This window comes from Streptomyces iranensis (genome assembly GCF_017874715.1).
GTDB lineage: Bacteria > Actinomycetota > Actinomycetes > Streptomycetales > Streptomycetaceae > Streptomyces > Streptomyces iranensis.
The window spans coordinates 53,831-74,797 of sequence record NZ_JAGGLR010000040.1 but is presented as its reverse complement, the minus strand read 5'-3'; the positions used below and the strand labels follow the sequence as shown (position 1 = coordinate 74,797).

At 69.1% G+C, this 20,967-nt stretch carries 18 protein-coding genes and 1 tRNA gene; 11 read left to right on the top strand and 8 right to left on the bottom strand.

The features are described from left to right. Positions 1-177 precede the first annotated feature (177 nt). The 8 genes from J2Z30_RS46715 to rpmH all read right to left on the bottom strand — a co-directional run bounded on the left by J2Z30_RS46715 (position 178) and on the right by rpmH (position 5,987). A complete protein-coding gene (locus tag J2Z30_RS46715) occupies positions 178-1,320 on the bottom strand; it encodes a ParB/RepB/Spo0J family partition protein (RefSeq protein WP_044572605.1) in 1,143 nt (380 codons plus the stop codon). Further along, positions 1,317-2,405, bottom strand: a complete 1,089-nt coding sequence (locus tag J2Z30_RS46710; RefSeq protein ID WP_078956777.1) for a ParA family protein — start codon at positions 2,403-2,405, stop codon at positions 1,317-1,319. The genes J2Z30_RS46715 and J2Z30_RS46710 overlap by 4 nt, the downstream gene beginning before the upstream one ends. 226 nt (positions 2,406-2,631) lie before the next feature. After that, complete coding sequence (gene rsmG, locus J2Z30_RS46705) at positions 2,632-3,345, bottom strand: 16S rRNA (guanine(527)-N(7))-methyltransferase RsmG (RefSeq protein ID WP_044572600.1); 714 nt, start codon at positions 3,343-3,345, stop codon at positions 2,632-2,634. A 111-nt stretch (positions 3,346-3,456) separates the two neighbouring features. Next, positions 3,457-3,966, bottom strand: coding sequence for a Jag family protein (locus tag J2Z30_RS46700; protein ID WP_044572598.1), 510 nt, complete (start codon positions 3,964-3,966; stop codon positions 3,457-3,459). A 15-nt stretch (positions 3,967-3,981) separates the two neighbouring features. After that, complete coding sequence (gene yidC, locus J2Z30_RS46695) at positions 3,982-5,124, bottom strand: membrane protein insertase YidC (RefSeq protein WP_044572596.1); 1,143 nt, start codon at positions 5,122-5,124, stop codon at positions 3,982-3,984. Positions 5,125-5,127: 3 nt separating this feature from the next. Next, the gene (yidD, locus tag J2Z30_RS46690; protein ID WP_020869966.1) at positions 5,128-5,445 is read right to left on the bottom strand and encodes a membrane protein insertion efficiency factor YidD; all 318 of its coding nucleotides are present in this window, start codon (positions 5,443-5,445) and stop codon (positions 5,128-5,130) included. Continuing rightward, positions 5,442-5,825 (bottom strand): ribonuclease P protein component, encoded by a 384-nt coding sequence (gene rnpA / locus J2Z30_RS46685; RefSeq protein WP_037954594.1) that lies wholly within the window; start codon positions 5,823-5,825, stop codon positions 5,442-5,444. Before rnpA ends, yidD begins: the two co-directional genes overlap by 4 nt. 24 nt (positions 5,826-5,849) lie before the next feature. Further along, positions 5,850-5,987 (bottom strand): 50S ribosomal protein L34, encoded by a 138-nt coding sequence (rpmH, locus tag J2Z30_RS46680; RefSeq protein WP_003956500.1) that lies wholly within the window; start codon positions 5,985-5,987, stop codon positions 5,850-5,852. A gap of 437 nt (positions 5,988-6,424) precedes the next feature. Between rpmH and dnaA the strand changes: the two genes are divergently transcribed. The 11 genes from dnaA to J2Z30_RS46625 all read left to right on the top strand — a co-directional run bounded on the left by dnaA (position 6,425) and on the right by J2Z30_RS46625 (position 20,954). Continuing rightward, a complete protein-coding gene (gene dnaA, locus J2Z30_RS46675) occupies positions 6,425-8,281 on the top strand; it encodes a chromosomal replication initiator protein DnaA (RefSeq protein ID WP_078956776.1) in 1,857 nt (618 codons plus the stop codon). A 904-nt stretch (positions 8,282-9,185) separates the two neighbouring features. Next, complete coding sequence (dnaN, locus tag J2Z30_RS46670) at positions 9,186-10,316, top strand: DNA polymerase III subunit beta (RefSeq protein WP_044572584.1); 1,131 nt, start codon at positions 9,186-9,188, stop codon at positions 10,314-10,316. Between the two features lie 105 nt (positions 10,317-10,421). Further along, entirely contained in the window at positions 10,422-11,303 is an 882-nt protein-coding gene (gene gnd / locus J2Z30_RS46665; RefSeq protein ID WP_044572582.1) for a phosphogluconate dehydrogenase (NAD(+)-dependent, decarboxylating), read from the top strand. Positions 11,304-11,360: 57 nt separating this feature from the next. Continuing rightward, complete coding sequence (gene recF / locus J2Z30_RS46660) at positions 11,361-12,503, top strand: DNA replication/repair protein RecF (RefSeq protein WP_044572580.1); 1,143 nt, start codon at positions 11,361-11,363, stop codon at positions 12,501-12,503. Beyond that, positions 12,500-13,060, top strand: a complete 561-nt coding sequence (locus J2Z30_RS46655) for a DciA family protein (protein WP_044572577.1) — start codon at positions 12,500-12,502, stop codon at positions 13,058-13,060. Before recF ends, J2Z30_RS46655 begins: the two co-directional genes overlap by 4 nt. A gap of 307 nt (positions 13,061-13,367) precedes the next feature. Further along, on the top strand, positions 13,368-15,398 hold the full coding sequence (gene gyrB / locus J2Z30_RS46650) for a DNA topoisomerase (ATP-hydrolyzing) subunit B (RefSeq protein ID WP_044572576.1): 2,031 nt from the start codon (positions 13,368-13,370) through the stop codon (positions 15,396-15,398). Between the two features lie 42 nt (positions 15,399-15,440). Beyond that, positions 15,441-18,065 (top strand): DNA gyrase subunit A, encoded by a 2,625-nt coding sequence (gene gyrA, locus J2Z30_RS46645; protein ID WP_044572574.1) that lies wholly within the window; start codon positions 15,441-15,443, stop codon positions 18,063-18,065. 3 nt (positions 18,066-18,068) lie between these two features. Then, a complete protein-coding gene (locus J2Z30_RS46640) occupies positions 18,069-18,839 on the top strand; it encodes a DUF3566 domain-containing protein (RefSeq protein ID WP_044572572.1) in 771 nt (256 codons plus the stop codon). A gap of 62 nt (positions 18,840-18,901) precedes the next feature. Further along, a tRNA-Ile gene (locus J2Z30_RS46635) sits at positions 18,902-18,975 on the top strand. 191 nt (positions 18,976-19,166) lie between these two features. Next, positions 19,167-19,301, top strand: coding sequence for a DLW-39 family protein (locus J2Z30_RS46630; RefSeq protein ID WP_003958712.1), 135 nt, complete (start codon positions 19,167-19,169; stop codon positions 19,299-19,301). Positions 19,302-19,601: 300 nt separating this feature from the next. Beyond that, positions 19,602-20,954 carry a hypothetical protein gene (locus J2Z30_RS46625; protein WP_044572571.1) on the top strand — a complete coding sequence of 451 codons (1,353 nt, stop codon included), beginning with the start codon at positions 19,602-19,604 and terminating at the stop codon, positions 20,952-20,954. The last annotated feature ends 13 nt before the right edge of the window (positions 20,955-20,967 follow it).

Sequence of the window (20,967 nt, the reverse complement as noted above, 5' to 3'; positions counted from 1 at the left end):
GCGCCCCCCCCGGGGGGCCCCCCCCACGGGTCCCCCCCCCCCCCCCCCTCTTCTCCCGCGGCCTGTTTCCCCACCTACCCCGCGTGGGCCAACCCGGGGGGGGGGGCCCCCCCCCCCCCCCCCCCCCCCCCGCCCCGCGCTGCCCTTCCGTACGGCATGAACCGCACGGGCAGCGCCTCACTCGTCCTCGTCCGCTCCGTCCTCGGAGGAGAGCGGCTGCTCCAGCACCGGCCCCTCACCGGGGGCCAGCGCGCCGAGGATCCGCTCGAGATCCTCTATTGAGGCGAACTCGACGACGATCTTCCCCTTCTTCTGGCCGAGGTCGACCTTCACCCGCGTCTCGAACCGATCGGAGAGACGTGAGGCCAGATCCGTGAGCGCGGGGGACACTCTGGCACCCGCTCTCGGGCTCTTGGGCTTGGTCGTACCACCCGAGCGCGACCCCATCAGGGTGACGATCTCCTCCACCGCACGCACCGAGAGCCCCTCGGCGACGATGCGATGGGCCAGCCGGTCCTGCTCCTCCGGGTCGTCCACGGAGAGCAGCGCCCGAGCATGGCCCGCGGAGAGAACCCCGGCGGCCACCCTGCGCTGGACGGACGGGGAGAGCTTCAGCAGCCGCAGCGTATTGGAGACCTGCGGACGCGAGCGCCCGATACGGTCGGCCAGCTCGTCATGCGTGCAGTTGAAGTCCTTCAGCAGCTGGTCGTACGCCGCCGCCTCTTCCAGAGGGTTCAGCTGGGCCCGGTGGAGGTTCTCCAGCAGCGCGTCCAGGAGGAGCTTCTCGTCATCGGTGGCCCGGACGATCGCGGGGATCTTCTCCAGCCCGGCCTCACGACAAGCCCGCCAGCGGCGCTCGCCCATGATGAGCTCATAGCGCTCCGGCGCCAACTGTCGTACGACGACGGGCTGGAGGAGACCGACCTCCTGGATCGAGGTGACCAGTTCGGCCAGCGCGTCCTCGTCGAAAACCTCACGGGGCTGCCGCGGGTTGGGGGTGATGAAATCCAGCGGCAGCTCGGCGAAGTGAGCCCCGGCCACCTCCTCCGGCATCGCCTCCGGGGCGGCGGCCTCGGGCTCCTGCTCCTGTGGCGCGGGCTCGGTTTCCTGTGGAACGGTCTGTGTGGCCAGTCCGGCCACCTTGGCCGCCGCCACTCCGCGCTCCTGGGTGAGCACCGGGACCGCGGTCGGTGAGGTGGTGGCCCCGGTCGTCGTGACCGTTCCCGCCCCCGCCGAGGAGGCGGCATTGTCCGTCCCCTTCGGCGCGGGAGGGATCAGGGCACCGAGCCCACGGCCCAGTCCTCTGCGTCGCTCACTCACTGAATCCCCTCCTGCATGCTGCTGTGCTGGTCGTGCTGGCTGAGCTCGGGCAAGGCATGGGCGTGCTGGGCTTCGTAGTGCACGCCAACACCTCTGAGGGCGATCTCGCGGGCCGCCTCCAGATAGGAGAGCGCCCCACTCGACCCCGGGTCATAGGTGAGGACGGTCTGCCCATAGCTGGGGGCCTCGGAGATGCGCACCGACCGGGGAATGCTCGTCCGGAGCACCTCACCACCGAAGTGGCTCCGCACCTCGTCGGCGACCTGGGAGGCCAGCCGGGTACGACCGTCGTACATGGTGAGAAGGATCGTTGAGACATGGAGCTTGGGGTTGAGATGGCCCCGCACCAGATCCACATTCCGCAGCAGCTGCCCCAGCCCCTCCAGGGCGTAGTACTCGCACTGGATCGGGATCAGCACTTCCGCGCCGGCCACCAGCGCATTGACCGTCAGCAGGCCCAGCGAGGGCGGGCAGTCGATCAGGATGTAGTCCAGCGGCTGCTCGTACGCCTCGATGGCCCGCTCAAGCCGGCTCTCCCTGGCCACCAGGGAGACCAACTCGATCTCGGCACCGGCGAGATCGATCGTGGCCGGAGCGCAGAAGAGGCCCTCCACATCCGGGACCGGCTGCACCACATCGGACAACGGCTTGCTGTCGACCAGCACGTCATAGATCGATGGAACCTCGGCATGGTGGTCGATCCCCAGCGCCGTCGAGGCATTGCCCTGTGGGTCGAGATCGATCACCAGCACGCGACCACCGTGCAGGGCGAGCGAGGCGGCCAGATTGACCGTAGTCGTGGTCTTCCCGACCCCGCCCTTCTGGTTGGCGACCACCATCACCCGGGTCTGCTCCGGCCTGGGCAGCCCCTCACCGGCTCGGCCCAGGGCTTCGACAGCCAGCTGAGCTGCACGGCCGATAGGGGTGTCGTCCATCGGAGGCGGCGTTTCACGTGAAACATCCTCCCCCGGCGATTCAGTACGGGGGCCGGGGACCGGATCGGTCATCGGCCCCGCGATGTTGGCGTCGGACCGCAAGGATTCACTCTCCTCGACATCAGGCTCGCAATAAGCAGAGCCTGCCATGCTTTTGGGGTCGTGAACCAGCGAGGCCCGTTCTCCTGTGGATGAATCCACGTTCATACGGGGTCGGCGGTCGCGGGGCAAGGCCGCCGCACGACCGCGACTGATGATTCCATGCAGCAGAGAGCGACGTTTCACGTGAAACACGATGCACGGGAGGACTCGTCGATGGGTCGCGACACTCCGGTATGTGTAGTTTTGCCAGCTTGTATGGAGCAATGCCCCCGATTTAGGGCCGACGGCGCGGCGACCGGCGAGCCGCCTTGGCCCGCTTCGCCGCGAAGCGCACACCTCCGGGGCTCTCCCCGACCTCGACCCGCACCACCGTGGACGGCGGGTCCACCATTCCCTCACCGACATGCAGCACCGAGGTCCCCACTACGCCCAGCTTGCCCAGCGCGGCGCGGGCCTGCTTCAGCTCCTCCTCGGCGGTGTCGCCCTTCAGCAGCAGCATCTCGCCGTACGGGCGCAGCAGCGGAACCCCCCAGCCGGCCAGCCGGTCCAGCGGGGCCACCGCCCGTGCCGTCACCACATGCATCGGAGTCAGCTTCCCGAGGACCTCCTCGGCGCGGCCGCGCACCACCGTCACATGCTCCAGCCCCAGCAGCTCCACCACTTCCCGCAGAAAGTTCGTCCGGCGCAGCAGGGGCTCCAGCAGCGTGATCCGGAGATCGGGACGGGTCAGGGCGAGCGGGATACCGGGGAGCCCCGCCCCCGAGCCCACATCGCAGACGGTGACCCCCTCGGGCACCACTTCGGAGAGTACGGCGCAGTTCAGCAGATGCCGCTCCCACAGCCGCGGTACCTCCCGCGGGCCGATCAGCCCGCGGGTCACTCCCACATCGGCCAGCAGCTCGCCATAGCGGACGGCCTCCGGAAAACGGTCACCGAATACGTCCCTTGCCTCGGGGGGCGCCGGGGGGAGCTCCGCTGCTTCCGTCACGGGGACCGTCCTTCCGTTCCGAACACTCTGCTGAACGATGATGTAAGGCTGACAAGATTCGGCCCCGTCTGCGTGCAGACGGGGCCGTGTGGATCACGAGGCGGAACCGCTTCAGACCGGAAGCACGACCACGCAGCGCTGGGGCTCCTCGCCCTCGGACTCACTGCGCAGCCCGGCGATGGCCACGGCGTCGTGCACCACCTTCCGCTCGAAGGGCGTCATCGCCTTGAGCTTCACGGGCTGCCCGGTGCCCTTCGCCTCCTCGGCCGCCTTGGTGCCCAGCTCGGTCAGCTCGGCACGCTTACGGGCCCGGTATCCGGCGATGTCGAGCATCAGCCGACTGCGGTCACCGGTCTCCCGGTGCACCGCGAGGCGGGTCAGCTCTTGAAGGGCCTCCAGCACCTCGCCATCGCGGCCGACCAGCTTCTGCAGATCACGGCTGGTCGAGTCGCTGATGATCGACACCGCTGCGCGATCGGCCTCGACGTCCATGTCGATGTCGCCGTCGAGGTCCGCGATGTCCAGCAGCCCCTCGAGGTAGTCGGCCGCGATCTCCCCTTCCTGCTCAAGGCGGGTCAGGGTGTCGACACCCTCGGCTGCCGGGGTGGTGCCTTCCGTCACGGATGGACTCCTTCGTTACTTCTTGGACGGGTGCTTGGGGCGCTGCTGGCCCTTGCGCTGGCCGGACTTCGAGCCACGGGAGGAGCCGGAAGCCGAGCCGCCGCCGGCCGGCTTGCCGCCCTGCGCGCCCTTCTTCTGCCCCGGTCCCTGCTTCTCGGCGGGCTTGTCCTCGGTGGACTTCTCCGTGGAGGCCGAGGAACCCGGCTGCGAGCTGGCCTTGCTGTGGCCGGTCGTGGAGCGCTGCGCCTTGGTCTGGCGCTTGGGCTGCTGACGGTTGGCGCGCGCCGTCTCTGCGGCCTCCTTCGCGGCGACCTCGACCGGCTCCTCCTTCAGCTTGCCGCTGGCCCGCAGCCGCTCCTGGCGGGCCTTGAAGGCCACGCTGCCCGGGGTCGGGTTCCGGCGGATGACGAACATCTGCTGGCCCATGGTCCAGACGTTGGTGGTCAGCCAGTAGACGAGGACACCGACGGGGAAGTTGATGCCGAAGACGGCGAACATGATCGGGAAGACGTACATCAGCATCTTCTGCTGCTGCATGAACGGCGTCTTCACCGTGAGGTCGACGTTCTTGGTCATCAGCTGGCGCTGGGTGAAGAACTGCGAGGCCGACATCAGCACGATCATGGTGATCGTCACGACGCGGACGTCGGTCAGCGAGGCGCCGAGGGATTCGACCTTCGACGCCGAGTCCATGAACTTCACCGACAGCGGAGCGCCGAAGATATGGGCGTTACGGGCGCTGTCCAGCAGCGACTGGTCGATGACACCGACCGTCTTGTTGTTCGCGATGTGGTTGAGCACCTGGTACAGCGAGATGAAGAACGGCGACTGCGCGAGAATCGGCAGACAGCTCGAGAGCGGGTTGGTACCCGTCTCCTTGTAGAGCTTCATCATCTCTTCGGACTGGCGCTGCTTGTCGCTCTTGTAGCGCTCCTGGATCGCCTTCATCCTGGGCTGGAGCGCCTGCATGTTCCGCGTCGACTTGATCTGCTTCACGAAGAGCGGGATCAGGCAGATCCGGATCAGCACCACCAGCGAAACGATGGACAGACCCCACGCCCAGCCACTGTCCCGATCGAAGATCAAGCTGTAGAACGAGTGGAACTGGACGATGATCCAGGAAACTACGTCATAAAGAGGACCGAGGATCGTGTCCACGAATCAGGCTCCTTGGGCTTTGGGCTGGGTCTCGGGCTGTGCGGCAGGCTCCACAGCCGGATGCCCGCCGAGGCGGTTCCGCAGCCGCTGGTGCCACACCGGACGCTTCCGGGGCGGGACATGGTCGACGCCACCGAGTGACCATGGGTTGCAGCGCAGGATGCGCCAGGCCGTCAGCGCCGTTCCTTTTACCGCGCCGTGCCGGTTGATGGCCGTATAGCCATAGTGCGAGCACGACGGGTAGTACTTGCAGACCGGTCCCAGCATCGGGCTGATGGTCCACTGGTACAGCTTGATCAACCACAGCAGCGGGTACTTCATCGCGGCACCCCTCCCAGTAGCCGCTGCACTGCCGTGTCGAGATCGCGGGCCAGCTGGTCGTGACCCGCCTCACCCGCGCCGGGCAGCGCCCGTACGACCACAAGGCTACCTGCGGGAAATCGGTCGATGCGGTCCCGCATCAGATGGCGCAGTCTCCGCTTCACCAGATTGCGGACGACGGCACCGCCGATCGCCTTGCTTACGACGAAACCCGCACGCGCCGGAGGAGCACTCTCCCCGGATGCGTGCGGGTCCGTATCACCGCTGGTGAGGCCGGTACGAAGATGCACGACAAGGAGCGGGCGCCCGGCCCTGCGTCCTCGGCGTACCGCGGCCGCGAAGTCCTCGCGCCGCCTCAGCCGATGTTCGGTAGGCAGCACGTCATGGACCTTGAGTCAGGCTGCTCAGGCCGACAGGCGGGCGCGACCCTTGCTACGGCGGGACGCGAGGATCGCGCGGCCGGCACGGGTGCGCATCCGCAGCCGGAAGCCGTGGGTCTTCGCGCGACGACGGTTGTTCGGCTGGAAGGTGCGCTTGCTCACTCGGGGGCTCCAGAAATGAATCGGATGGTGGCGGTCTATCGCTTGGCTGTCACCGTGCGCCCACGAGTAGCTCGCAATACGCCCGAGTGCACCGCTTCACGACCACGGATCATCAGCCCGTGAGTCCTTGCCCATCGGAGGCAGGCAGCAGCAGCCATCGACAACTCGACCTGGTTACGGTACGCGCGGTTACGCCATCCGGTCAAACCGGTGGCCGACACCCTGACAGCGCGCTTTCTCCCCACAGCCTAGGGGCAAGGGAACGCCCGGCGACATCGCATGGCACATTTGTACACACCCTGTGGACAACGACTTGAACCCTGCACCCCGGCCTGACTACCGTGGCTGGGCTCCGATTCCTTCACGCCCGTCCCGAGAACCACGCATTCGTGGGACCTGTCGGCGTCCCCCACCCAGCGAGTGAGAGAGCGTGCCCTGTGGCTGACGTACCCGCCGATCTTGCCGCAGTGTGGCCACGTGTGCTCGAGCGGCTGTTGGGAGAGGGCTCCGGGCAGGGCGGACAAGGCGTCGAGGCCAAGGACGAGCACTGGATCAAGCGGTGCCAGCCCCTCGCGCTGGTCGCCGATACCGCGCTGCTCGCCGTCCCCAACGAATTCGCCAAGGGCGTACTGGAAGGTCGGCTGGCCCCCGTCGTCAGCGAAACGCTGAGCCGGGAGTGCGGCCGCCCGATCCGCATCGCGATCACCGTGGACGAGTCCGCCGGCGAACCGATCGTCCCCCCGCAGCCCCAGCGCGAGCAGCGCGAGTCCTACGAGAGCTACGACGGCCGGGACGGCTATGGCCGCCAGGCGCCGGACGATCTTCCGTCGGCCCGCCCCGCGTACCCCGGGTATCAGCAGTCGCGCCCCGAACCGGGCGCCTGGCCGCGGGGCCGTGACGACTACGGCTGGCAGCAGCCCCGGCTCGGCGGCTTCCCTGAGAGTGATCCGTACGCCTCCCAGCGCGCCTCGTCCGGCTACGACCAGCAGTCCGGCTATGACCAGCAGCCGTACGAGCAGCCGCGCGGCGACTACCGCGGACCGGGCGCCGAGCGCCCCGGGCCGGGCCACGGCCACGGCGGCGGTCCCGGTGGCATCCCCGGCCCCGGGGCGAGCCCCGAGCGCCCGCCGTACGAGCAGCGCCACGATCTTCCCGACCCGCTCGAGCGCGCCCGCGGGGGACCGCCCGTGCTGCCCTCGCAGACCGGCGCCCCCGGCCCGCTCGCCGCTCAGCCCGCGCCCGCGTCCGGCCCCGGTGAGCCGACCGCGCGGCTGAACCCCAAGTACCTCTTCGACACCTTCGTCATCGGCGCGTCCAACCGCTTCGCGCACGCCGCGGCGGTCGCCGTCGCCGAGGCGCCGGCCAAGGCGTACAACCCGCTGTTCATCTACGGCGAGTCCGGGCTCGGCAAGACCCACCTGCTGCATGCCATCGGGCACTACGCGCGCAGCCTCTACCCCGGCACCCGGGTTCGCTATGTGAGCTCGGAGGAGTTCACCAACGAGTTCATCAACTCGATCCGCGACGGCAAGGCGGACGCGTTCCGCAAGCGCTACCGCGACATGGACATCCTGCTGGTCGACGACATCCAGTTCCTGGCGAGCAAGGAGTCGACGCAGGAGGAGTTCTTCCACACCTTCAATACGCTCCACAACGCCAACAAACAGATCGTGCTCTCCTCCGACCGGCCGCCCAAGCAGCTGGTCACCCTGGAGGACCGGCTCCGCAACCGCTTCGAGTGGGGCCTGATCACCGATGTGCAGCCGCCGGAGCTGGAGACGCGCATCGCGATCCTCCGTAAGAAGGCGGTGCAGGAGCAGCTGAACGCGCCGCCGGAGGTGCTGGAGTTCATCGCCTCGCGGATCTCCCGCAACATCCGTGAGCTGGAGGGCGCGCTGATCAGAGTGACGGCCTTCGCGAGCCTGAACCGGCAGCCGGTGGACCTCGGACTCACCGAGATCGTGCTGAAGGATCTGATCCCCGGCGGCGAGGACGCGGCCCCGGAGATCACCGCCACCGCGATCATGGCCGCGACCGCGGACTACTTCGGGCACACGGTCGACGATCTGTGCGGCGCCTCCCGCAGCAGGGTGCTGGTCACCGCACGGCAGATCGCGATGTACCTCTGCCGGGAGCTGACCGATCTCTCGTTGCCCAAGATCGGCGCGCAGTTCGGCGGCCGGGACCATACGACGGTGATGCACGCGGACCGCAAGATCAGGGCGCTGATGGCCGAGCGGCGCTCCATCTACAACCAGGTGACCGAGCTGACCAACCGCATCAAGAACGGCTGAGAGGGGCCCGCAGGGCCACCGCGAACCGCTGAAGGGCGCTCCGGGACGGACATCTCCCGGGGCGCCCTTCGCCGTCCCCCTTCGTCACATCGCCGTCCCCCTCGTCACATCGCCGCATCGCCGTCCCTCGTCGTTCACGTCCCTCGTCGTTCACCGCTACGAGGCTGTTCGATTCCCTGCCCGGCCGGCCCGGTTCTCCACAGATCCACGGCTCATCCACCGTCCACACCCTGGGGACATGGGAGTTGTCCCGATAGCGTCCACAGGCTGTCCGGCGGAAAGGGGATCCCCCGAGGTCAGCCGGTTGTGGAATTGTGGCTAACCGAAGTCCACAGACTGTGGACGATCGAGATGCCCACAGGCCGCGCGTCAGCTTGTCCACCGGCAACCCACAGCCGAAGGCCCGTTGCCCACAGCTTCTCCACACCGCTGTCCACTGTTCGGCAACGAAACGGCCACGGTCACCGGGCCGAGTGAAAGGCGTCACACCGAAGAGGCGGGTTGGGCTGTGGGGAAGGTGGGTAAAGCTGGGGACGACGCTGGGGAGAACCGGGCGATGTCTGTGTATCGAATGTGCAGAACTCTTCGGCATCCACAGAAAGCCCTGGTTGTCCACCGCCTCCGCCCACAGGGCCGGTGGACAAAAAAGTGCCTCTGACCAGGGCTGATTGAGTTTTCCACGGTTTCCACAGGGCCTACTACTACGACCACATAGAGATAGCGAGGAAATCGCTTCGAAGTGGGGCCTGTGCACAACCTCGGGCCGAGCCGCCCGACACCCCGCGCACCGACTTGACCCGGAGCCGCACCGACTGTCGGCGGCGTGCGTCAGACTGGTCTCCGGCAACACAGCCGACGACGAAGGCCAGCAGGGCGAGCCAGCAACAGCAGGAGGCGGCTTACGGTGAAGATCCGGGTGGAGCGCGATGTACTCGCGGAGGCGGTGGCCTGGACGGCCCGCAGCCTCCCGGCCCGACCGCCGGTGCCCGTCCTCGCGGGGATTCTGATGAAGGCGGAGGAAGGCGCGCTGAGCCTCTCCGGCTTCGACTACGAGGTCTCGGCCCGCGTCTCGGTGGAGGCCGACATCGAGGACGACGGCACGGTCCTCGTCTCCGGCCGCCTTCTCGCCGACATCTGCCGAGCCCTCCCCAACCGCCCTGTGGAGATCTCCAGCGACGGCGTGCGGGTGACCGTGGTCTGCGGCTCCTCGCGATTCACACTCCACACCCTGCCTGTGGAGGAGTACCCGGCGCTGCCGCAGATGCCGACCGCGACCGGCACCGTCCCCGGTGAGGTCTTCGCCTCCGCCGCGGCCCAGGTCGCCATCGCCGCCGGCCGTGACGACACCCTGCCGGTGCTCACGGGGGTGCGGATCGAGATCGAGGGCGACACCGTCACGCTGGCCTCCACCGACCGCTACCGCTTCGCGGTCCGCGAGTTCCTGTGGAAGCCCGAGACCCCCGACATCTCCGCCGTCGCGCTGGTGCCCGCCAAGACGCTCCTCGACACCGCCAAGTCGCTGACCAGCGGTGACACCGTCGCGCTCGCGCTCTCCGGCTCGGGTGCGGGCGAGGGCCTGATCGGCTTCGAGGGCGCCGGGCGCCGTACGACCACCCGGCTGCTCGAGGGCGACCTGCCGAAGTACCGCACGCTCTTCCCCACCGAGTTCAACTCGGTCGCGGTGATCGAGACCGCCCCGTTCGTCGAGGCCGTCAAGCGTGTGGCCCTGGTCGCCGAGCGCAACACCCCGGTGCGGCTCACCTTCGAGCAGGGCGTGCTGATCCTGGAGGCCGGGTCCAGCGACGACGCACAGGCTGTGGAAAGGGTGGACGCCCAGCTCGACGGCGACGACATCTCGATCGCCTTCAACCCGACGTTCCTGCTGGACGGCCTCAGCGCGATCGACTCGCCGGTCGCCCAGCTGTCCTTCACCACCTCGACCAAGCCCGCCCTGCTGAGTGGCAAGCCCGCCATGGACGCCGAGGCGGACGAGGCGTACAAGTACCTGATCATGCCGGTCCGACTGAGTGGCTGAAAGCCGAGCGAATGAGCGGGTGTAGCCCACATCTGTGCGGCTACCCGCGGGCGTAGGCTCGGATTCACCGCGAAACGCAACGGACTACGGCACAAAGGATCACTGATGGAGCTCGGTCTCATCGGCCTCGGCAAGATGGGCGGCAACATGCGCGAGCGCATCCGCCGCGCAGGCCACACCGTCATCGGCTACGACCGCAACCCGGACGTCGCCGATGTACACAGCATCGATGAGCTCGTCAACAAGCTCAAGGGCCCGCGAGTGGTGTGGGTCATGGTCCCGGCGGGCGTCCCCACCCAGATCACCATCGATGAGCTGGCCGAGCTGCTGTCGCCCGGCGACGTCGTCGTGGACGGCGGGAACTCCCGCTGGACCGACGACGAGAAGCACGCCGAGCAGCTCAACGCCAAGGGCATAGGCTTCGTCGACTGCGGTGTCTCCGGCGGTGTCTGGGGTCTGGAGAACGGCTACGCGCTGATGTACGGCGGCACCCCCGACCATGTGGCCCAGGTCCAGCCGATCTTCGACGCGCTCAAGCCCGAGGGCGAGGTCGGCGCGGTCCACGCCGGCAAGGTCGGCGCGGGCCACTTCGCCAAGATGGTCCACAACGGCATCGAGTACGCGATGATGCAGGCGTACGCCGAGGGCTGGGAGCTGCTGGAGAAGGTGGACTCGGTCACCGACGTCCGCGAGGTCATCCGCTCCTGGCAGGAGGGCACGGTCATCCGTTCCTGGCTGCTGGACCTGGCCGTCCGCGCCCTGGACGAGGATGAGCACCTGGGCAAGTTGCGGGGCTACGCGGAGGACTCCGGTGAGGGCCGCTGGACGGTGGAGGCCGCGATCGACAACGCCGTGCCGCTGCCCGCGATCACCGCGTCGCTCTTCGCCCGGTTCGCCTCCCGCCAGGAGGACTCGCCGCAGATGAAGATGGTCGCCGCGCTGCGCAATCAGTTCGGTGGCCACGCGGTCGAGAGCAACGAGAAGTAACCACCCCTCGGGGTCGGAAGCAAGCAGTACTGCCGGGGGAGGTCGGCGCAGCCCACTATGCACGTCACGCATCTCTCGCTCGCCGACTTCCGCTCGTACGTCCGGGCCGAGGTGGCGCTCGCCCCGGGCGTCACGGCCTTCGTCGGGCCCAACGGCCAGGGCAAGACCAATCTCGTCGAGGCCGTCGGCTATCTCGCCACCCTGGGCAGCCACCGGGTCTCCTCCGACACCCCGCTGGTGCGCATGGGCGCGGAGCGGGCGGTGGTGCGGGCCGCGGTCGTCCAGGGGGACCGGCAGCAGCTGATCGAGCTCGAGCTCAACCCGGGCAAGTCCAATCGCGCCCGGATCAATCGATCGTCGCAGGTCAGACCGCGTGATGTGCTGGGGATCCTGCGGTCGGTGCTGTTCGCGCCCGAGGATCTGGCCCTGGTCAAGGGCGATCCGGGCGAGCGGCGGCGGTTCCTGGATGAGCTGATCACCGCGCGGGCACCCCGGATGGCGGGGGTCCGCTCCGACTACGACCGGGTGCTGAAGCAGCGCAACACCCTGCTGAAGACCGCCGCCCTGGCCCGGCGCCACGGCTCGCGCAGCGGGGGCGGCGACGCGGCCCTGTCCACCCTCGACGTCTGGGACCAGCATCTGGCACGGGCCGGTGCCGAGCTGCTCGCCCAGCGGCTCGATCTGATCTCCGTGCTCCAGCCGCTCGCCGACAAGGCGTACGAGCAACTCGCCCCCGGCGGGGGCCCCGTGCTGCTGGAGTACCGCGGCTCGGCCGGTGAGGGGCTGGCCGGCGCGGGCAGCCGCGAGGAGCTGTACGAGCTGTTGATGGCCGCCCTCACCGAGGCCCGCAAGCAGGAGATCGAGCGCGGGGTCACGCTGGTGGGCCCGCACCGCGACGACTTGGTGCTCAAGCTGGGCCGGCTCCCGGCGAAGGGCTACGCCAGCCATGGCGAGTCCTGGTCGTACGCCCTCGCCCTGCGGCTGGCCTCCTACGATCTGCTGCGCACCGAGGCGGGCGAGCCGGTGCTGGTGCTCGACGACGTCTTCGCGGAGCTGGACGAGCGGCGCCGGGAGCGGCTGGCCGAGCTGGTCGCCCCCGGGGAGCAGGTGCTGGTGACCGCGGCGGTGGAGGACGACGTTCCGCAGGTGCTGGCCGGTACGCGCTATGCGGTGTCCGAGGGCGAGGTGCGGCCCGTATGACGGACGGGACGGACCAGCCCGCGCGGCCCTCGGCGGCGCCTGGGTCCTCGCCGGTGCCCGAGCCCTCAGGGGTCGATCTCGCCCGGGTGGCGCTGCGCGCCGCCAAGGAGCAGGCGCGCGCCCGGGGAGCCGCGGCCCAGCAGAAGAAGCAGGCGCGCAGAGGGGGCCTGCGCTCCGGCGCGCGCGCCGATGGCCGCGATCCGCTTCCGCTCGGTGCGGCGATCAACCGGCTGATCACCGAGCGTGGCTGGGAGACCCCGGCCGCGGTCGGCGGGGTGATGGGCCGCTGGCCCCAGATGGTGGGCCCCGAGGTGGCCCAGCACTGCGAGCCACAGCGCTACGACGAGGACGCCCGGGTGCTCACGGTGCGCTGTGACTCCACGGCGTGGGCGACCCAGCTGCGACTGCTCGCGCCCCAGCTCGTGGCCCGGCTCAACGCCGATCTGGGCCAGGGCACGGTCAAGCTGATCAAGGTTTTGGGTCCCGGCGGCCCGCCCCGGCGCTACGGCCCGCTGCGCTCCCCGGGCTCCATGGGCCCGGGGGACACCTACGGCTGACCGGCGCTCGAGCCCTGGTGTTAACCGGGGGTAACAGGGTGGCTGCTGAGACCCCGGTCACGGTAGCCGGTGGTTGACAGCCCGAAGCGCTGAGTGGCGGCGTGAGCCTCTTGGAGCCCGTCCCCGCATATGGGGAGTCGGCGGCGGCCGGTTCAGGGCGGCACATGCGGACTCAGGCGCCAGCAAGCCCCCATTCTTGTCGGCGCTACCGGTAGACTGGGGCCGTACACCGTCGCCGCTGGCGCACCGAGCGCTTGCGGACACATGTTGAACGACGCAGCCGCTCCCGCCTGCCCGGAGACGGCTTGTGCTGTGCCAGAAAGGGCGCTTCGTGGCCGATTCCGGCAACCCCATCGAAAACATCCCGTCCACGCCCGACGGCGAGGCCCTGGCTCCGCCGTCGTACGACGCCAGCGCGATCACCGTCCTGGAGGGGCTGGAGGCGGTCCGCAAGCGACCCGGTATGTACATCGGTTCCACCGGTGAGCGCGGCCTGCACCACCTCGTCCAGGAGGTCGTCGACAACTCCGTCGACGAGGCCATGGCCGGGCACGCGGACAGCATCGAGGTCACGATCCTCGCCGACGGCGGCGTCCGCGTCGTCGACAACGGCCGTGGGATCCCGGTGGGCATCGTCCCCTCGGAGGGGAAGCCGGCCGTGGAGGTCGTGCTGACCGTCCTGCACGCGGGCGGCAAGTTCGGCGGCGGCGGCTACGCCGTCTCCGGCGGTCTGCACGGCGTCGGCGTCTCCGTCGTCAACGCCCTGTCGATGAAGGTCTCGGTCGAGGTCAAGACGGACGGCTACCGCTGGACCCAGGACTACAAGACCGGTGTGCCGACCGCGCCCCTGGCCCGCAACGAGGCCACGGAGGAGACCGGCACCATGGTCACCTTCTGGGCCGACCCGGACGTCTTCGAGACCACCGAGTACTCCTTCGAGACGCTGGCCCGCCGCTTCCAGGAGATGGCGTTCCTCAACAAGGGTCTGTCGATCTCGCTCAAGGACGAGCGCGAGGCCCATGTGGACGAGGAGGGCAAGCCGCTCTCCGTGAAGTACCACTACGAGGGCGGCATCGTCGACTTCGTCACCTACCTCAACTCCCGCAAGGGCGAGCTGGTTCACCCCACGGTGATCGGCTTCGAGGCCGAGGACAAGGAGCGGATGCTCTCCCTCGAGATCGCGATGCAGTGGAACACCCAGTACACCGAGGGTGTCTACAGCTTCGCGAACACCATCCACACCCATGAGGGCGGCACCCACGAAGAGGGCTTCCGCGCAGCGCTGACGTACCTGATCAACAAGTACGCGCGCGACAAGAAGCTGCTCCGGGAGCGCGACGACAACCTCACCGGTGAGGACATCCGCGAGGGTCTTACCGCGATCATCTCGGTCAAGCTGGGCGAGCCCCAGTTCGAGGGCCAGACCAAGACCAAGCTGGGCAACACGGAGGCCAAGACCTTCGTCCAGAAGATCGTCAATGAGCATCTCGCCGACTGGCTGGACCGCAACCCCAACGAGGCGGCGGACATCGTCCGCAAGGGCATCCAGGCGGCCACGGCCCGCGTCGCGGCCCGTAAGGCGCGCGATCTGACCCGCCGCAAGGGGCTGCTGGAGACCGCGTCGCTGCCGGGCAAGCTGAGCGACTGCCAGTCCAATGACCCGTCGAAGTGCGAGATCTTCATCGTCGAGGGTGACTCCGCCGGCGGCTCGGCCAAGTCCGGCCGTAACCCGCAGTATCAGGCGATCCTCCCGATCCGAGGCAAGATCCTCAACGTCGAGAAGGCCCGGGTCGACAAGATCCTGCAGAACAACGAGGTCCAGGCGCTGATCTCCGCCTTCGGCACCGGGGTGCACGAGGACTTCGACATCGCCAAGCTCCGCTATCACAAGATCATTCTGATGGCGGACGCCGATGTCGACGGCCAGCACATCAACACCCTGCTGCTGACCTTCCTCTTCCGTTTTATGCGCCCGCTGGTCGAGGCGGGGCATGTCTTCCTGTCCCGCCCGCCCCTCTACAAGATCAAGTGGGGTCGGGACGAGGTCGAGTACGCGTACTCGGACCGGGAGCGGGACGCGCTGATCCAGGCCGGCCGGGAGCAGGGCAAGCGCATCAGGGACGACTCCGTCCAGCGCTTCAAGGGTCTGGGCGAGATGAACGCCGAAGAGCTGCGAGTGACCACGATGGACCAGGACCACCGCGTCCTGGGCCAGGTCACGCTGGACGACGCGGCCCAGGCCGACGACCTGTTCTCGGTCCTCATGGGTGAGGACGTCGAGGCACGGCGCTCGTTCATCCAGCGCAACGCCAAGGATGTCCGCTTCCTCGACATCTGAGTCGGCCCCCAGCCGCAGACGACAGAAGGACTTTGACCAGCAATGGCCGACGAGAACACCCCGAACACGCCCGACGACCTGACCCCCGACGAGCTCGCCGACGGCGCCGCCCTCCGTGTCGAGCCGGTCGGCCTCGAGACGGAGATGCAGCGCTCGTACCTCGATTACGCGATGAGCGTGATCGTCAGCCGTGCGCTGCCCGACGTCCGGGACGGCCTCAAGCCGGTGCACCGCCGGGTGCTGTACGCGATGTACGACGGCGGGTACCGCCCCGAGAAGGGCTTCTACAAGTGCGCCCGCGTCGTCGGCGACGTCATGGGCACCTACCACCCGCACGGCGACTCGTCGATCTACGACGCGCTGGTGCGGCTGGCCCAGCCGTGGTCCATGCGGATGCCGCTGGTCGACTCCAACGGCAACTTCGGCTCCCCGGGCAACGACCCCGCGGCGGCCATGCGGTACACCGAGTGCAAGATGGCACCGCTGTCGATGGAGATGCTCCGGGACATCGACGAGGAGACCGTCGACTTCCAGGACAACTACGACGGCCGTAACCAGGAGCCGACGGTCCTGCCGGCCCGCTTCCCCAACCTGCTGATCAACGGCTCGGCGGGGATCGCGGTCGGCATGGCCACCAACATCCCGCCGCACAATCTGCGCGAGGTGGCCGAGGGCGCCCAGTGGGCCCTGGCCAACCCCGAGGCCACACAGGAAGAGCTGCTCGACGCCCTGATCGACCGGATCAAGGGCCCGGACTTCCCGACCGGGGCGCTGGTCGTCGGCCGTAAAGGCATCGAGGAGGCGTACCGCACCGGACGCGGCTCGATCACCATGCGCGCGGTGGTGGAGGTCGAGGAGATCCAGGGGCGGCAGTGCCTGGTGGTCACCGAGCTGCCGTACCAGGTGAACCCGGACAACCTCGCGCAGAAGATCGCCGACCTGGTGAAGGACGGCAGGGTCGGCGGCATCGCCGACGTCCGTGACGAGACCTCCTCGCGCACCGGCCAGCGCCTGGTCATCGTGCTCAAGCGGGACGCGGTCGCCAAGGTCGTCATCAACAACCTCTACAAGCACACCGATCTGCAGACCAATTTCGGCGCCAACATGCTGGCCCTGGTCGACGGTGTGCCGCGCACCCTCTCGCTGGACGCGTTCATCCGCAACTGGGTCACCCACCAGGTCGAGGTCATCGTCCGCCGGACCCGTTTCCGGCTGCGCAAGGCCGAGGAGCGGGCGCATATCCTGCGCGGTCTGCTCAAGGCGCTGGACGCGATCGACGAGGTCATCGCGCTGATCCGGCGCAGCGACACGGTGGAGACCGCGCGCGAGGGCCTGATGGGCCTGCTGGAGATCGACGAGATCCAGGCGAACGCGATCCTCGAGATGCAGCTGCGGCGGCTGGCCGCGCTGGAGCGTCAGAAGATCGTCCAGGAGCATGACGAGCTGCAGGCCAAGATCAACGAGTACAACGCGATCCTGGCCTCGCCCGAGCGGCAGCGGCAGATCATCAGCGAGGAGCTGACCGCGATCGTCGAGAAGTTCGGCGACGACCGGCGCACCAAGCTGGTCCCCTTCGACGGCGACATGTCCATCGAGGACCTGATCGCCGAGGAGGACATCGTCGTCACGATCACGCGTGGCGGCTATGTGAAGCGCACCAAGACCGAGGACTACCGCTCGCAGAAGCGCGGCGGCAAGGGCGTGCGCGGGACGAAGCTGAAGCAGGACGACATCGTCTCCCACTTCTTCGTCTCGACCACCCACCACTGGCTGCTGTTCTTCACCAACAAGGGCCGCGTCTACCGGGCGAAGGCGTACGAGCTTCCGGACGCGGGCCGGGAGGCGCGCGGTCAGCATGTCGCGAATCTGCTGGCCTTCCAGCCGGATGAGAAGATCGCGCGGATCCTGGCGATCCGGGACTACGAGGCGGTGCCGTATCTGGTGCTGGCCACCAAGTCCGGTCTGGTGAAGAAGACCCCGCTGAAGGACTACGACTCGCCCCGCTCGGGCGGTGTGATCGCGATCAACCTCCGGGAGATGGACGACGGCCGCGAGGACGAGCTGATCGGCGCCGAGCTGGTCTCCTCCGCGGATGATCTGCTGCTGATCAGCAGGAAGGCCCAGTCGATCCGGTTCACGGCGACCGACGACTCGCTGCGGCCGATGGGGCGCGCGACCTCCGGTGTGAAGGGCATGAGCTTCCGCGAGGGAGACGAGCTCCTCTCGATGAATGTCGTCCGGCCCGGTACGTTCGTGTTCACCGCCACCGACGGCGGGTACGCGAAGCGGACCAATGTCGATGAATACCGCGTCCAGGGGCGCGGCGGTCTCGGTATCAAGGCGGCGAAGATCGTCGAGGACCGCGGTTCCCTGGTCGGGGCGCTGGTGGTCGAGGAGACCGATGAGATCCTCGCCATCACCCTCAGCGGTGGCGTGATCCGCACCCGGGTCAATGAGGTCAGGGAGACGGGCCGTGACACCATGGGCGTCCAACTGATCAACCTGGGCAAGCGCGATGCCGTCGTCGGCATCGCCCGGAACGCCGAGGCCGGTCGTGAGGCCGAAGAGGTCGAGGAAGAAACCGCGACCGTGAACGCGCCGGCCGAGGAGGCCGAGTCCGAGGCGGCCGAGGGCACAGCGCCCCCGGCCGACGAGACCGAGGAGTAAGTCGTGAGTGGAGCCACGGGTGCCGCGGGCGGCGGTGCGGACGCCGGAGGGCGTCCGGGATCGGGAGCCCCGACGGGCGGTCACACCGCTGGGGACGGCGCCCGTGGCCCGGCCGGGGACTCCGCCGCGGCGGTGACCGAGACCCGGAAGCTGCGGCCGCAGCGCGATCCGCACCCCAAGCCCCAGTACTCCAGCCCGCTCCCCAACGAGCGTCCCGCCCCCGCCCAGCCCGCGCAGCCGTACCACCCGCCGCAGGCATACGCCCCGCCGCCCGGCGGCGGGGCCGGACGGGGCGGCTCCGCGGTTCCCGGGCAGTCGGCCCAGGCCGCCCAGACGGGGCACCAGCAGGCCGCCACGGCCGTCCGCCGCCCCCGTACGTCCGCGGGGGCCCGTCCGGCTCCGCGGACCCGCAAGGCGCGGCTGCGGGTCGCCAGGGTCGATCCGTGGTCGGTCATGAAGGTCAGCTTCCTGCTGGCGATCGCGCTGGGGATCTGCACCGTGATCGCGGTGGCGGTGCTGTGGATGGTCATGGACGCCATGGGCGTCTTCAGCGCGGTGGGCGGCACCATCAGCGACGCCACGGAGTCGCAGGAGGGCAGCGGGTTCGACCTGGAGTCCTTCCTGTCGCTTCCGCGTGTCCTGGGGTTCACCGGGATCATCGCCGTGATCAATGTGGTGCTGGCGACGGCGCTGGCCACGCTCGGGGCCTTCATCTACAACCTGTCGGCGGGCTTCGTCGGCGGTGTCGAGCTGACCCTGGCCGAGGACGAGTAGCGGGCCGCCCGTTACCGATTTTGGGACAGGGCAGGTGGTGCGCTAATCTTTCGGTGCAGCGCGGGGCTATAGCTCAGACGGTTAGAGCGCTTCCCTGATAAGGAAGAGGCCACAGGTTCAAGTCCTGTTAGCCCCACCGACGCGATCAGCCTGGGTGGAGATCTTCTCCGTCCAGGCTGATGTCGTATGGAGGCAGGGAGTTGATCCCCGCTTCCTTCCCGGATTCTTGTCGGCCAATGCCGGTCATAGGTCACCGATCGGTATCGGTCGGTGTGTATCATCGGGCGCCAGAGGTCCCCTACGTCAAGAAAGAGACGAGGTAGCGCAGTGAAGAAGCTGCTCCTGGTCGCACTGGCCGCCATCGGCGGGCTCCTCGTGTACCGCCAGATCCAGGCGGATCGCGCCGAGCAGGATCTGTGGACGGAGGCGACCGACTCCGTACCCGCAGGTTCGGGTGTGTGAGCTCCTACTACAGTCCCGGTACGGGGCCCCGACCGCTGGAGCGGTCGGGGCCCCGTCGGCTTTACTGGCGCCGTGGCGGGGAAGCGGTGGGGCGTCGGGGGATGGGATGACGGGGGTGTCGGGGCAATGGGATGACAGGGGGCCGGGGGGATGGGATGACGGGGGCCTTCGTGTTTCACTCTCGCAAACGAATAGCTTGCACAGGCAAAGTTGAGCGGGCCGGCCGGGCCGGGGCGAACGAGCCCGACCGGGCCGGGGTTGAGCGGGCCGACCGGCCGGTACGACGAGGGGTGACGCGCGATGAAGGACCGTCGCAAGGTCAGGGCCGGTCTCGCCGCGGCGGCGGCGCTGTGCGCGGTGGCCGCGGCACCGGGCACGTCCCTCGCCGACGGCGCCGCCGGGGCTCGGGCGTACGAGACCCACGGCACCCGGATATCCGGCTCCGGCGGTGACGCGGGCGCCCCTTCCCTGGCGGTCGGCCGCACCTATGTCGACAGCGTCGGGCCGGGCGAGAAGCGGTACTACGGCGTGACGCTCGACACGAAGTCAGCCGCCTATGTCTCGGCGGTCGCGGCACCGCGGCCGGGCGCGGAGGTGACCTCGTACCGCGATGGCGTGAAGGTGACCCTGGAGAGCCCTGACGGGGGCATCTGCGGCACCGCCTCCCCGAAGATCGAGACGAGCGGCGTGGCCTATCCCCTGGCCGACTACGCCTCCCGCCAGATCAACTCCGGCCCGGCCTCCTGCCACCAGGCGGGGCGCTATGTGGTGACGGTGGAGCGCCAGGACGGGTCACCGGACCCGGACCGCTGGCCCGTGGAGCTCCGGTTGATGGTGGAGCCACCGGTGAAGGGCGGGGCCACGGGGGCGGCCCCGGAGGGGAGTTCGAGCTCGCCGTCGCCCGAGGCACCGGACGGCACTGCGTTGCCGAGGCCCGGCGGGCGCGGTTTCACCGACGCGCCGACCCTGGGGACGGGGGTGTGGAGCGACCAGATCACGCCGGGGGAGACGCACTTCTACCGGGTGCCCGTGGACTGGGGGCAGCGCCTCTCCGCCGTCGCCGAACTGTCCGCCGACGGCAAGGACCAGAGCACCCGTCTGCTCGACCGCGCCCTGGCGCTGCACGCCTACAACCCGGCGCGCGGGCTCGCGAAGCGCGGCACCCCCGCCGCGCAGGACGGCGAGTCGCCCCGCACCCAGGTCGCCACCGCGCCGGTGGCCTACGGAAACCGGTATGCGAACACCGGCTCCACGGTCCGCGCGATGAGCTTCAGCGGCGGGTACTTCCTGGCGGTCACTCTCAACCCGCCGCAGGTGGCACCGCATCTGAACAGCCCGGTGCCGGTCGTGCTGCGGGTACGGGTCGCGGGCGACGCGCGCGGCGGGCCCACGTACGACAAGGATCCGGTCAAGGCGGGGTTCGGCCTCACGGCGGCCGACCGGCGGGCGGCCAAGCGCCATCCGCTCGCGGCGGAAGGCGACCGGATGGGGCGTTCCGGCTCCGGCGCCGACTCGAAGGACGCGCTGCGGGTGGTGGGGTACGCGGGGATCGGCACCGGGACGGTGCTGGTGCTCGGGCTCGGGGCGTGGACGCTCACCGCCCGGCGGCAGGCCTCGGCGCGGCAGCGGTACGGGCCGCCGCCTGCTTGGTAGTTGGGGTCTGGGG

What these genes read in the sequence shown, in the direction of transcription:
- J2Z30_RS46655 (WP_044572577.1), top strand. Translation starts at nt 12,500, where the DNA reads ATGACGGACGGGACGGACCAGCCCGCGCGGCCCTCGGCGGCGCCTGGG.
- yidD (WP_020869966.1), bottom strand. Translation starts at nt 5,445, where the DNA reads ATGAAGTACCCGCTGCTGTGGTTGATCAAGCTGTACCAGTGGACCATC.
- recF (WP_044572580.1), top strand. Translation starts at nt 11,361, where the DNA reads ATGCACGTCACGCATCTCTCGCTCGCCGACTTCCGCTCGTACGTCCGG.
- gyrA (WP_044572574.1), top strand. Translation starts at nt 15,441, where the DNA reads ATGGCCGACGAGAACACCCCGAACACGCCCGACGACCTGACCCCCGAC.
- J2Z30_RS46710 (WP_078956777.1), bottom strand. Translation starts at nt 2,405, where the DNA reads ATGGCAGGCTCTGCTTATTGCGAGCCTGATGTCGAGGAGAGTGAATCC.
- gnd (WP_044572582.1), top strand. Translation starts at nt 10,422, where the DNA reads ATGGAGCTCGGTCTCATCGGCCTCGGCAAGATGGGCGGCAACATGCGC.
- J2Z30_RS46625 (WP_044572571.1), top strand. Translation starts at nt 19,602, where the DNA reads ATGAAGGACCGTCGCAAGGTCAGGGCCGGTCTCGCCGCGGCGGCGGCG.